Origin of the sequence: Belliella baltica DSM 15883 (assembly GCF_000265405.1) — a bacterium.
GTDB lineage: Bacteria > Bacteroidota > Bacteroidia > Cytophagales > Cyclobacteriaceae > Belliella > Belliella baltica.
Window position 1 is genome coordinate 3,151,113 of record NC_018010.1, and the last position, 13,562, is coordinate 3,164,674.

10 protein-coding genes are annotated in these 13,562 nt (G+C 35.4%); 7 read left to right on the plus strand and 3 right to left on the minus strand.

Annotation, left to right across the window (positions count from 1 at the left end; genetic code table 11):
* The first annotated feature begins 71 nt into the window (after positions 1 to 71).
* Positions 72 to 290 carry a DUF3820 family protein gene (locus BELBA_RS14370; RefSeq protein ID WP_041779393.1) on the plus strand — a complete coding sequence of 73 codons (219 nt, stop codon included), beginning with the start codon at positions 72 to 74 and terminating at the stop codon, positions 288 to 290.
* A 54-nt stretch (positions 291 to 344) separates the two neighbouring features.
* On the opposite strand, the gene BELBA_RS14375 is transcribed toward BELBA_RS14370, so the two are convergent.
* A complete protein-coding gene (locus tag BELBA_RS14375; protein ID WP_014773421.1) occupies positions 345 to 1,517 on the minus strand; it encodes a S8 family serine peptidase in 1,173 nt (390 codons plus the stop codon).
* Between the two features lie 347 nt (positions 1,518 to 1,864).
* Here BELBA_RS14375 and BELBA_RS14380 point away from each other — a divergent pair, with 347 nt between their 5' ends.
* The 3 genes from BELBA_RS14380 to BELBA_RS14390 all read left to right on the plus strand — a co-directional run bounded on the left by BELBA_RS14380 (position 1,865) and on the right by BELBA_RS14390 (position 5,338).
* On the plus strand, positions 1,865 to 4,165 hold the full coding sequence (locus BELBA_RS14380) for a TonB-dependent receptor (protein ID WP_245531077.1): 2,301 nt from the start codon (positions 1,865 to 1,867) through the stop codon (positions 4,163 to 4,165).
* A 28-nt stretch (positions 4,166 to 4,193) separates the two neighbouring features.
* A complete protein-coding gene (locus BELBA_RS14385) occupies positions 4,194 to 4,811 on the plus strand; it encodes a hypothetical protein (protein WP_014773423.1) in 618 nt (205 codons plus the stop codon).
* A 95-nt stretch (positions 4,812 to 4,906) separates the two neighbouring features.
* Complete coding sequence (locus tag BELBA_RS14390; RefSeq protein WP_014773424.1) at positions 4,907 to 5,338, plus strand: hypothetical protein; 432 nt, start codon at positions 4,907 to 4,909, stop codon at positions 5,336 to 5,338.
* A gap of 72 nt (positions 5,339 to 5,410) precedes the next feature.
* Here BELBA_RS14390 and BELBA_RS14395 read toward each other — a convergent pair whose 3' ends face one another.
* A complete protein-coding gene (locus tag BELBA_RS14395) occupies positions 5,411 to 5,926 on the minus strand; it encodes a hypothetical protein (protein ID WP_014773425.1) in 516 nt (171 codons plus the stop codon).
* A gap of 142 nt (positions 5,927 to 6,068) precedes the next feature.
* On the opposite strand from BELBA_RS14395, the gene BELBA_RS14400 reads away from it, so the two are divergent.
* From BELBA_RS14400 to BELBA_RS14410, 3 genes are all read left to right on the plus strand, one after another.
* A complete protein-coding gene (locus BELBA_RS14400) occupies positions 6,069 to 7,661 on the plus strand; it encodes an ATP-dependent DNA ligase (RefSeq protein WP_014773426.1) in 1,593 nt (530 codons plus the stop codon).
* A complete protein-coding gene (locus BELBA_RS14405) occupies positions 7,651 to 10,101 on the plus strand; it encodes a ligase-associated DNA damage response DEXH box helicase (RefSeq protein ID WP_014773427.1) in 2,451 nt (816 codons plus the stop codon). Before BELBA_RS14400 ends, BELBA_RS14405 begins: the two co-directional genes overlap by 11 nt.
* 81 nt (positions 10,102 to 10,182) lie before the next feature.
* A complete protein-coding gene (locus BELBA_RS14410; RefSeq protein WP_014773428.1) occupies positions 10,183 to 12,111 on the plus strand; it encodes a tetratricopeptide repeat-containing sensor histidine kinase in 1,929 nt (642 codons plus the stop codon).
* On the opposite strand, the gene BELBA_RS14415 is transcribed toward BELBA_RS14410, so the two are convergent.
* Positions 12,108 to 13,559: a TrkH family potassium uptake protein gene (locus BELBA_RS14415; RefSeq protein WP_014773429.1), complete on the minus strand. Its 1,452-nt coding sequence runs from the start codon at positions 13,557 to 13,559 to the stop codon at positions 12,108 to 12,110. The genes BELBA_RS14410 and BELBA_RS14415 overlap by 4 nt on opposite strands.
* Between the last annotated feature and the right edge of the window lie 3 nt (positions 13,560 to 13,562).

Sequence of the window (13,562 nt, forward strand, 5' to 3'; positions counted from 1 at the left end):
ACCTAAGTTAATCATTAATCCGAAATAGAATAGTAAAGTGCTTTTTGAAAAAGTTCTTCTATTTTTACTTTATGGATAAAGAGATTTTGATGGATTTAGTGACCAAGCGGATGCCGTTTGGAAAATATAAAGGAAAACTGCTTTGTGATATCCCTGAACATTATTTGGTTTGGATGCATGGACAAGGTTTTCCTGAAGGTAAATTGGGAATGTGGCTACATACACTTTATGAAATCAGGTTGAATGGTCTTGAAGACATTCTTCATCAACTCAAAAAAATCTCAAAATAAAAGCCCAATCTACAGAGACCAGGCTTTTAAATTTATAAATAGATCATTTGAATTTTATCTTACAATTATCGGATCTGGATTTCCATCAGGATCATTTTTCACAAAGCCATCTGTGCTCGGATTTCCCCACATCAATACTCCAGCAGCATGTGGAGCTGCCATTGATGTTCCACTAATCGCTCTGTAACCGCTTCTGATCCATGTAGAGTTGATACTTACTCCTGGCGCACAATAATCAACCGGTGGATTTCCAAAATTTGAGAAAGATGCCCAGGTATCTGTATTATTCATCGCAGAGATTGTGAAAATATTTGGTCCATTTGCACGAGCAGGAGAAAAATTATTCGCATTTGCTCCTGAATTTCCTGAGGCCACCACAAATTTAACTCCATTGTTAGCGGCAGCAATTACAGCATTATCCAAAGCTGTCGAAGCTCCACCACCTAAACTCATATTTGCTACATCGCCATTACTTGCATTTGCCGCCACAAAATCAACGCCAGCAATTACTCCAGCATTTGAGCCAGAACCTCTTGAATCCAATACTTTGATTGGCACAACAACCGCACCTGCTGCAACACCTACAACCCCGAAATCATTATCAATTGCTGCAATCGTACCAGCTACGTGTGTTCCATGACCATTTCCATCGTCAAAACCAGCATCTTTACCTTTAATAAATGCCGAAAAACCATTGTTTTGATCTACATTCAAGTCAGGATGATTCAATTGAATGCCGGTATCAATAACCCATGCTTTTTTAGATCCTGTAAATGACTGACCACCACCAACTCTAGTAATTCCATAAGGGATGGTTTGAGATGGAGAAGTACTTCCTCCTCCTCCATTACCACCACCAGGTCTGCCCTGTGAAATGGTAACAATTTGATCTGCTTCAATATAAGCTATCGCTGGGTCTTGAGACAAAGCAGAAAATTCAGAATCTGAAAGTTTAACTGCAAAACCATCAAGCGCAGATCCAAAAGCGTATTCTAATTTATCAGAAGAAATTTTATACTTCATTAAAAGTGATTCTGCATTTTTTCTTGCAAAAGCATTAACGTCAGCATAACTCCCATCCTTTCTGAAATTAATAGAACTTGGATTTAATACTACAATATAACTTCCAGGAATGATCGTTCCTCTTTGGCTTTCGAGCCTTTCAAAATCGCTCTCTAATACAGGCTCTTCAATATTGTCCTGACAAGAAATTGCAACAACTGCCAAAGCTAATACTGCTGTACCAGTGCTCTTCCCAATAAATCTGTAGATTTTTTTTTACATAATTAATTAAGGGTTATAGTTTAAATTTTTGTCCAAATTAAATTTTGAACGATGTAATCAAATCAAAAAAAATTAATTAAACAAAATATTTGATCATAATTTTCTTCTAAATCAAATTTTAAATTTATAAAATATTTGAAGAAGGATTATTTTATCTTGTTTCAGGCACTTTCTCACAATTTCATGCATTTGATTATTTTATTTTAAATAAAAAAATTAAATGCAACTTTGTTTCATTTAATTAGCGTTTTTTTAATTCATCTCTGTATTTTTGCAACATGGTTACATTTATGAAATACATTCTACTACTCTATTTTCTTCTACTTGGTCAAATTGTGAATGCACAAGAAAAAAGTTGTATCCTCACCATTCGAGGTAAAATCTCACACGAAGAAAATAATGAGCCGATAGAAGCCGCTTATGTGTGGATAATGGAATTGGGTACTGGTGCTATTTCTGATCTGAATGGGAATTTTAGAATCAATGACATTTGTCCAGGCACATACAAATTAAAGATTTCTTATTTAGGTCATGCGGATATAATAGAGAAAATAGAAATCAAAGCAAATTCAAACTTCACTTTCAGATTACATGCAGAAGATATCAACTTGGAAGGAGTAGAAATTCATGGTCACCAAGATGCAATTATTACAACTACCTCTGTTAATTCTTTGAGAGGTGATGAACTGAAATATGCAAGGGGTGAAAGTTTGGGAAATTCACTGAGAAGGATTCCAGGAGTCAATACATATTCAACTGGCTCAAATATCTCCAAACCAGTTATTCATGGATTGCATAGCAATAGAATCATGATTCTTAATAATGGGATTAGACTAGAAGGGCAGCAATGGGGTTCAGAACATGCTCCTGAATTAGACCCTTTTATTGCTAAAGAAATCGCTGTGGTAAAAGGTGCCGAAACAGTCAGGTTTGGGCCTGAGGCTATGGGTGGAATTATCATTGTGAACCCATCTCCTCTTCCTGTAAAAGCTGAAAAAAGTGGTGAAATAGATTTAATTGGTTCTACCAACGGTAGAGGAATTAATGGTGCGGCATCCTTTTCAGGTGGATCAGAGAAAATCAAAGGTTTAGGATATAGGCTCCAAGGCTCTTCAAAATATCAGGGAAATATTCAATCTCCGGATTATTTCCAAGGTAATACTGGTGTCAGAGAACTTAATTTTTCTGGAGCAATAGGCTACAGTTCTCAAAAATTGGGAACTGAATTGTATTTCAGTCATTATCAAACTACCATCGGTATTTTGAGAGATGCTCATACGGGTAATTTAAGCGATTTGGAAGCAATCATTCAAAATGGACGGCCTTTCTCTGAATCTGAATTCACCTATAAAATCAACAATCCAAAACAGGTTGTTGCACATCAGTTAGTGAAGCTCAAAAGCCATTATCACTTGAATAATGGTGCTAAATTAAATCTCCAATATGGTTTTCAGAGAAATCAACGACAAGAATTTGATAGAAGAAGAGGTGAAGCGAATTCCAGACCTTCTTTGGATCTTGAGCTTTTTACAAATTCACTTGATTTTAGCTTTACCCATGTGACAAGAAAAAATTGGAATGGTTCTGTGGGTTTGAACTTGATTCAACAAGCTAATTCAAATATTCCTGGAACTGGTGTAGTACCTCTTATTCCAAATTATGATATGATCAATGCTGGAATCTTTGCCATAGAGAAGTTTACTAGTGGTTCCTTAGAACTTGAAGGTGGCTTAAGGTATGACTACCGGTATGTAAAAGCTGCGCGATTCAATGATGGGGATTTGGAAGAAAGAGATTTTACTTTCACAAACTTCTCTGCATTTCTTGGTGGTGTATATGCTTTGAGCAGAACTTTAACTATCAATACAAATTTTGGAACAGCCTGGAGACCTCCAAATATCAATGAGCAATTTAGTCAAGGATTGCGGCAAGGAGTCGCTGCAATAGAAATTGGAAATCCTGATTTTATCAGCGAGCAATCTTACAAATGGGTTAATACATTGAATTACAGTGGCAAAATTTTAAAAATTGAACTTACCGGCTACGCCAATAGGATAAATAATTATATCTACCTTAATCCAACAGAACAACAGTTTGTCTCACTTAGAGGAAGCTTCAATGTCTTTGAATATCAACAAACTGATGCTTTCCTTTGGGGTTTTGACCTAAATTCAAATTATGAAATTAACTCTCATTTCGAAGTTTTCACAAGGGGGTCGATCGTCAGAGCAAAAAACATTATAGATAATAATTATTTGCCTTTCATTCCATCAGATAGGCTTGAAACTGGACTTTCTTTTAAATTCCTTCAAGGAAAAAGCAGTTCATTTTCAAAAATATTCTTATCCAATCTCCTTGTAGCAAAACAAACCAGAGAGCCCGACTTTGATTTTGCAGCTGCGCCTGAAGGTTATAGCCTTTGGAATTTGGGTATTCAAACTCCAGTAAAAGTTGGCAAAAACCCGCTGAGCATAGGTCTTCATGTCAATAATGTATTGAATATTTCTTACAAAGATTATATGAATAGATTCAGGTATTACACTCACGAGATGGGAAGAAATATTCTCTTTAAGCTCAACTATGAATTTTAACCAATTATTAATATTAACAGTAAAAGCAATGAAAATCAATCACGCAATCAAAAACTCAATCAAAGCTTTCCTTTTGCCAGTATTACTAGGACTCACCTTCGCTTGTACCAGTGAAGAACCTACTCTAGAAAATGAAGAAGAGTTGATTACAGATGTAACTTTAAAATTCACACAAGTAGATCAAACAGGTGTAGCATTAGCCGCAACTTTTGAAGTAGTTGCTAGTGATACGGAAGGACTCGAACTTGGTGGAAGCCCTACAATTGGAACCATTAATTTGAGTCCTGGATTAAGATATCTTGTTGAAGTTGAATTATTCAATAGCCTTGAAAATGAAAATATTACTGAAGAGATAGAGGAAGAAGATGATGAGCATCAGTTTTATTTCTTAGGATCAGCTTTTGTTGACACTCCTATTTTAACTTATGTCTATGATGATGCCGACGGTGATGGAAACCCAATTGGTTTAAGAGGGTATGTCACAGTTGCACAAATACCAGTAATGAACAATGGTCAATTTAGATTGGTATTGAGACACGATTTAAATAAAAACTTCACTGGAGCTAATAATCCAAACTTCGTTGATTTTGTAAATGCTGGCGGAGAAACGGATTTAGATATCATTTTCCCTGTTATAGTCAACTAAACAAAGATTACTTTTTAGAATTTTAAAAAGACTGCCTATTTAATAGCGCAGTCTTTTTTTATATATTTGAGTTATAAATCAACTCAAAATAAAACATGTTTAAGCTTATCCAATATTCATTTCTATTTGCTGTGATTCTATTTTCATGCGATGGTAAATCTTCACATGAACATGAAGAAGTTACTGACGAAAACTTAATTTCTGCTCACGAAATCCTTGAAAAATCACTCGACATTCGCGAAGAATTATTGGAAGTAGAAAAACAATTGAAGGATGCAAGTATTGATTATATAGAGTTGAAAGAAGCCTTGAAAACTTGGGATAAAGACATCAGTGAAGTCCCTGGATTTGATCATTCACATGACGATGAAATACAGCGAAAATACCATATTCATAATACAATGAAGGAATTTTCTCCCGAAGAACATAAACTTTTCCAAGAAGTAATGTTTAGCGAAATTGAAGAAATCTCCATCAGAATGAAAAGATTGATGGCTCCTGAGGTGATGAATCAAGAGAATACCTAAAATTCTGTTCAACAAAAAAGCCCTTTCAATAAGTTGAGAGGGCTTTTTTGTGCTTATGTTTACCTTAAAGATTTAAAAGCTTGGTAAGCAAATAGAAATTTCATCTTTTTTAAATTCTGCATTTTCTTCAGCATTTATCCCAACATTGCCGACTGCAAGAATTACTGAATAATCTGGGCCACTTTCAGCCAAATGAACCTTGATATGTCCATCAAAACTTTTGAATGCTTCAAATGTCAGTGTTTCACCATTTGAAAGAGTTTGTAAAACTGTACTGCTTTTTAAAGTACGGATATCAATTGGCTCTAACATAAAGGCCATTGGAGAATTCTCTTCATCATATGAGCCAAAATGCAAATGTGCAGGAAAAAAGTAAGCTTCATTGTCTTTCTCTCCTTGAAGTTCAATTTCCAAGATCAATTCACCTCCAAAAGCTTCTTTGACTATGAGCTTTCCTGAATAATTGAAATCTGATGCTTGATAAAGCGTATAGGCTAGTTCGTTACCTGTATAAATTGGATCTCCTTTATCATCTTCACAAGACATGATTAAGAAGAAAATGATTAGAGAATACAGTAACTTTTTCATAGGATTGATGTTTCTAAGTCAATAACGGGATTAATTCTAAAATAGTTAATTTAAGATTTTAAAAATATAGAATTTATCTTTTCGATATTGTAAATAAAATCACACAATTCATCAGCCTGAAAATTTAATTCTCACTTCTTTTATGAAACTTTTCACTGAACTTTTCTCAAGTCTAGATCAAAGTAACAAAACATCTGATAAGTTAAGCGCATTAGAATTGTACTTTCGAAAAGCTTCAGATTTGGATAAACTTTGGACTTTAGCACTGTTCACACATAAAAAGCCAAAAAGAGCAGTTACAACTAAAGAACTGAGAGCTTGGTGCATAGAATTAGCTCAGATTCCAGAATGGCTTTTTGAGGAATCATATCAGACTGTTGGTGATTTGGCAGAGACCATTGCATTGCTTCTCCCCAATTCCAAAACGAAATCTGACTTCAGTCTAGCTTATTGGATTAGATTTTTGAAAGACTTGAAAGACCTTCCTGAGGACACAAAAAAATCGAGTTTATTAAACGCTTGGTTAATTTTAGATAAACAAGAACGCTTTGTGTTCAACAAAATTATTACTGGAGGTTTTCGGGTTGGTGTCAGTCAAAACTTGATTACGCAGGCACTTGCCAATGTTTTTGAAATGGAAAAAACAGAAGTTGCGCATCGATTGATGGGGAATTGGACTCCCGAAAACATCAGTTTTGAAAAATTGATTTTAGCAAAAAACTTTGCTGACGATCTTTCTAGGCCTTATCCCTTTTACCTTGCATATCCTTTAGAAGATAATTTGGAATCTCTCGGTGAGATCGAAGATTGGCAAATAGAATGGAAGTGGGATGGTATCCGCGGTCAGATTATCCAAAGAGCAAATGAAGTTTTTATCTGGTCACGAGGAGAAGAATTGGTGACTGAAAAATTTCCAGAGCTTATTGAATTTAGTTCAAAGCTTCCTCGCGGAACAGTTTTAGATGGAGAAATCATCGCTTATAAAGATGGAAAACCTCTTCCCTTTTCCCTTCTTCAAACCCGAATCGGTAGAAAAACAGTGAGTAAAAAATTGTTGCTAGATGCTCCAGTTGGTTTTATTTGTTATGACATTTTAGAGTTTGAAGGCAATGATATTCGAGTTAAACCCATGTTTGAAAGGCGCAAAATTCTTGAACAAATTGACAAAGAAATAATGGCTTCAAATTTCCAAATTTCTCCTTTTGTGAAAGTTCAGACTTGGCAAGAAGCTATAATTTTACAAAAAACATCAAGGTCTATGCTAGCCGAAGGCTTTATGCTCAAAAAGAAAACATCTCCCTATGAAGTTGGAAGAAAAAGAGGGAATTGGTGGAAATGGAAAATTGAGCCACTGACAATAGATGGAGTAGTCTTATATGCCCAAAAAGGTCATGGAAGACGAGCAAATCTGTATTCAGATTATACTCTTGCAGTTTGGGAAAATGATAAATTAGTTCCTTTTGCCAAAGCTTATTCTGGTCTTACCGATGCTGAGATAAAAGAAGTGGATCAATATGTAAAGAAAAACACTTTAGAAAGATTCGGACCTGTTCGTACTGTAAAGCCAGCTTTGGTTTTTGAAATCGCATTTGAAGGAATTCAGGAAAGTCCAAGGCATAAGTCTGGGATTGCATTGCGATTTCCAAGAATTCAAAGATGGAGAAAAGATAAACCAATAGAAGAAGCCAATAACTTGGAGGATCTAAAAGCTTTACTTTCAATTTATGGTGGATAAAAAACTTGCACCAGCCATTCAATATTTCAAATCCAAGAATTGGAAACCTTTTCCTTTTCAATTGGAAGCTTGGCAAGATTACCTTGCTGGTAAATCAGGGATTCTCAATGCTCCAACAGGCAGTGGAAAAACTTTTGCACTCTGGATGCCTGTGATTTTGGAATATATTCATAACAATCCAAATACTTGGAAAAAAGCCCAAAAAAATGGAATTCAGATTATTTGGGTGACTCCTTTACGCGCCTTGGCTCAAGATATTTCACTGGCCATGCAAGAAGTTTGTGATCAGATCGGATTAAAGTGGAAAGTTGAAGTTAGAAATGGAGATACAAGCAGCAAACAAAAAGAAGCTCAAAAAAGAAACCCTCCAGAATGTCTTGTAACTACACCTGAAACTTTGCATATCCTTTTGGCACAGAAAGACAACCGAAAGCTCTTCCAAGAATTGAAGGCCATAGTGATTGATGAATGGCATGAATTGATGGGGAATAAGCGTGGCGTTCAAATTCAACTTGCCCTCGCATACATCAAGAATTTAAAATCAGACCCAATCAAAATCTGGGGAATCTCAGCTACCATCGGCAATCTCGAAGAGGCACATAAGATTTTGTTAGGAGACCAATTTCCTGCTCATATTGTCAAAGCCTATATTGATAAAAAGATAGATATGCAAACCATTTATCCTGATGAATTGGAAAAATATCCCTGGTCAGGACATTTGGGTCTTCAGTTGGTGGATAAGGTTATTCCGATTATTGAAGAGAAAACTTCAGTTTTACTTTTTACCAATACACGTGCTCAAACCGAAATTTGGTATCAAAAGATCATGGAAAAAAGACCCGATTGGGCTGGTTGGGTAGCAATTCATCATGGTTCATTAGATCAATCTGTCAGAACTTGGGTGGAAGAGGCTTTACATTTAGGTAAATTAAAGTTAGTGGTATGCACTTCTAGTTTAGATTTGGGAGTTGATTTCAGGCCAGTAGAGACAGTTATACAAATTGGAAGTCCTAAAGGTGTCGCACGCTTCGTACAGAGAGCAGGTCGGGCAGGACATCAACCAGGGTTACCAAGTCAAATTTATTTTGTACCCACCAATTCCCTGGAACTCGTAGAGGCCGCAGCACTCAGAGATGCAGTTGAAACTGGAGAGATGGAAAGCATTCACTGTCCCACTTTGACCTTTGATGTTCTGATTCAGTTTTTGATCACCCTTGCAGTTGGCGAAGGATTCTATCCAAAAGACCTTCTTCCGATCATCAAGCGCACATATACTTTCGCAGAGATTACTGACGATGAATTCAATTGGATTCTTTCATTTATCACTCAAGGAGGTGAAAGTTTGCAGAGTTATGATGAATTCTCTAAAGTTGATATTTTGGAAAATGATTTTTACAAAGTAACAAACAAACGCACCGCAATGCGTCATCGCTTATCCATGGGAACGATTGTTTCCGATCCAATGCTAAAAATCAAACTTAGAAATGGCGCTTTTTTAGGAATGATTGAAGAATATTTTATTTCTAAACTTAAGCCTGGTGATCTATTCTTTTTTGCAGGGAGAGGATTGGAATTTATCAAAATCAAAGACCTTGTAGTTCAGGTTCAACTCGCTAAGAAAAAAACCAATAATGTTCCTGCTTACATGGGAGGTAGAATTTCTTTAACTTCTAAATTATCTAGTAAAATAAGGGAAATTTTGGAAAATGCTTCAAATGGAATTTATCCCTCGGAGGAAATTCATTTTATAGCCCCTCTCCTACTTTTGCAACAAAAACTCTCGGCGATTCCAGATAATCATACACTGTTGATTGAAAAAAATATTTCCAAAGAAGGTCATCACTTATTTTTCTATCCTTTTGAAGGAAGAATGATTCACGAGATTTTAGGTGCTTTAATTGCCTACAGAATTAGTGTGAGTTATCCAATTTCCTTAAGCATTGCTATGAATGATTATGGATTTGAACTGCTTTCAGATAGTCCTATTCCAATTGAAGATATTCTTGAAGAAGATTTATTTACCATGAAAGGCTTGGTTGATGACATCACCACCTGCATCAATGAAAGTGAGATGGCAAAACGTAAATTCCGAGATGTAGCGACCATTGCTGGCTTGGTTTTCCAGGGATTTCCTGGCAAACCTTTGAAATTCAAACACCTTCAATCGACTTCTGGAATTCTTTATGGAGTTTTTGAAGAATATGATGCTGACAATTTACTTTTGAAACAAGCACATCGGGAGGTTTTGGAAATGCAGATGGAAAAGAACAAGATCATTTCAGCGATTCAAAAGATCAATAAGCAAAAGATTATAGTCAAGAATCCAGGCCAGTTCACACCATTTTCTTTTCCTATTATGGTAGATAGACTAAGAGCCTCACTTTCTTCGGAATCTTTAGAAGATAGAATTGCAAAAATGAAGGCTAATTTGATTTCATAAAAATAAAATTATCGCAGTGTTTTAAATAAAAATCGATAATTAGAAATTATCTTTAGCAGTTATTTTATAAGCTTTACGATAATGTTTTCAAAATCCCCTCCTTCTATCCATTTTATCGGTTCATTTTTGGTTTTCTTATGTTTACTCTTCATAAGTTCAGTAAATCAAGTTTTTTCAAAACAACAAGAAATTCATAAAATCAAAGCTGACAGTCTCTTCAAGCTATATAATCAAGTCGATTCAGACACGGATAAACTGTATATACTATCAGAATTGGTTCAAGAAATTCATTATTCTGACACAGCACTCAAATATTATCAAGAGGCAATTGAACTTTCAAAGCTGTTGGGAAATAAACATCTTGAAGCCCAAAACATCAATAGGTTAGGTGTGTACTATCGCAATATGAACTTGCAAGAAGAAGCACTTCAGCTTTACGAGGAAGCTTTGGAGCTAAGTCTTGAGTCAGGTGATCAAACACAAATTGGTCATTCCTTAAATAATATTGGTCAGATGTATTATTACAAGGAGTATTTCGATGAAGCCCTTAGCTACTACTTACAAGCAAGAAAATATTTTGAAGAGGTCAATGATAAAAATGGCCTAGGCTACAATTTCACTGGAATGAGTTTGGTTCTTGGAGAACTTGGAAGGTATAAAGAGGCGGTAGATTTGATTGATAAAGCGATCTTGATCAGAGAAGAGTTAGGGGAATTGAGGCAAGTCATGGTTTCCAAATTCAATAGAGCTGACCTATTGCTAGATCTTGGAATATATGATGAAGCAGAAAAGGACATTTGGAAACTCTATGAATATGGTGTTGCCAATGATTACATTCGAGCCATCAATGCACTCTCCAAATTGGTTGAGCTTAAGGTGAAAATAGGCGAAAAAGAAGAAGCTATTAAATATGCCGAGCTTGCCCAAAAACTCCATGAAGAAAAGCCTTTTTCTGAGTCTATGATTGAGATTTATCAAATGATGAATCAAGTTTATTTCAATCTTGGTGACTTAGAAATGTCAAAGAAGTATCAAAATTTACTTCAAGCAGAAAGAAATATCATTAAAAATGAAAAAACGAAAGTTTATCTTGCGGGATTAACGATCAAAAATCAAAAAGAACAAATTGATTTTTTGAACAGAGAGAAGGCGTTGATCAAGGAAAATGAAAAATTCAAGCTTTATCTAACTGCAGGCTTGATCATTTCTTTGCTTGTTATAAGTATTGCCTACCTTTTGGTATATAGAGCATTGAAAAGAGAAAAAGTCAATCTCAAACTCTTATCGCAGCAAAAGGAAGAAATTGAACTTCATCAGCAAGAATTACAAAGGCTAAATCATGTAAAAGATAAGATCTTTTCAATCCTCGCCCATGATCTCAAAGGGCCCTTGAACTCTTTAAGTGGCTTGATCAAATTAATTCAAGAGGATGGATTGACCAAGGAAGAGTTTGAGTCCTATATTCCTATCATTGCAGAAAATCTAGGAAGTAATAATATTCTTCTTGAAAACATTCTGGTGTGGTCTAGAAGTCAAATGAAAGGTTTAGAAGTAGTCAATACAGAAATTGACATTCAAGCTTTGGTTCAAAAAAACATAGAATATCTCTATCATTCAGGATATTACAAGGGACAAGTGATGATCAATGACATCACACCTAAAACTATGGCTAGCGCTGATAAAAACATGCTAGACATTATCATCAGAAACCTCCTATCGAATGCCCTTAAATTCACGAAAAAAAATGATCAAGTGATCATCAGTTCATCTATTAAAGGAACAAATTTAGTAATCAAAATCAGTGACGAAGGAGTTGGAATTTTGAGAAAAAATCTTGAAAAACTCTTTGGAAACGAGTTTTTTTCAACGCCTGGTACACACCAAGAAAGAGGAACAGGGATAGGGCTGATATTGACCAAAGAGCTTGTTCAAATTAATAAAGGGACCATTTGGGTAGAAAGTGAGTACGGAGCAGGTTCGACTTTTTATTTTGAGATTCCTCGTGCTTAGTTCGCTCTCCAAAAGAATGGAGTAAAGACAATTAAAATTGTAAATAATTCTAACCTTCCGAGCAGCATCAAAAAGCTAAGGAAAATTTTTGCTCCTGGTCCGAAGAAAGCAAAATTATCTACAGGACCAACTGAGCCAATTCCTGGCCCAACATTTCCTAAACTTGTAGCAACAGCACCAAAAGAAGTCAAAATATCATAGCCCATTAGGGTTAAGATGATGGATCCTATTACAAAAATCATCAAATAGATAAGAAGGAAATTCATAATATGAGTGATGATTTTTCCCGTCACTCGGTCACCGTTTATTTTTAAAGGTACTACAGCTCTAGGATGAACTATCCTTTTGAATTCCAACCAAGTATTTTTTACAAAAGTCAAATGTCTGACAAATTTGATTCCACCAGACGTAGAACCTGCTGATCCACCTAAAAAGAGCATCATAAAGAAAATTAAAGTTAATCCATCATGATACGCTGTATAATCAGCAGTGATATATCCTGTCGTAGTAATTAATGAAACTATCTGAAATAGACCATCTCTAAAAGACTTTTCAAATTCCTGATCACTGTAATGATATATAGGGAAAGCAAAGCAAATCGCTAAAAAGATAATTGTCAAAGTATAGGTTTTGAATTCATCTGATCTAAAAACGCGATCGAATTTTCCAATTAGTCCAAAATAGATAATGGTAAAGTTTGTTCCTGCTAAAAACATAAAAATAATGGCTACATATTGAATAAATGCAGAATCATAAAATGCCATACTTGCATTTTTTGTGGAAAATCCTCCAGTTGCTATGGTCGTCAGCGCATGATTTATGGCATCAAAAACTGTCATTCCTCCAACATAATAAAGAATTCCTACTAATACAGTTAAACCCATATAAACAAACCAAAGCCTCTTGGCCGTTTCTCGAATTCTAGGATGCAATTTATCAGATGTTGGTCCAGGAGATTCTGCTACGAATAATTCAATCCCACCAATTCCTAAAAGCGGCAAAATCGCAACAGTCAAAACAATAATTCCTAAGCCTCCTATCCACTGCGTCATACTTCTCCAGAAAAGTATACCCTTTGGAGTGGCTTCAATATCATTCAGAATCGTAGCTCCCGTAGTGGTCAAGCCCGAGACAGTTTCAAAAATAGCATCAGGTATCGAAGAAATAGATCCACTTAAAATATAAGGCAGCATCCCGAAAATTGACATAAAAAGCCAGCTTAAGGAAACAATTAGATAACCTTCTCTTTTCCTAATATTTTGATCCTGCTTTGAAAATGAAAAATAAAGCGTCGCTCCTACCGATAAGGAAATAAATGCAGATGCCAATAAAGCTACTTCATCGTTACTTTCAAAATAAAAAGAAAAACCTACACCTGGCAGCATTAGTAATGCCAATAACATCAACAATGCTCCTAATATTTTCCCTATCGCTTTAAAGTGAATCATTGC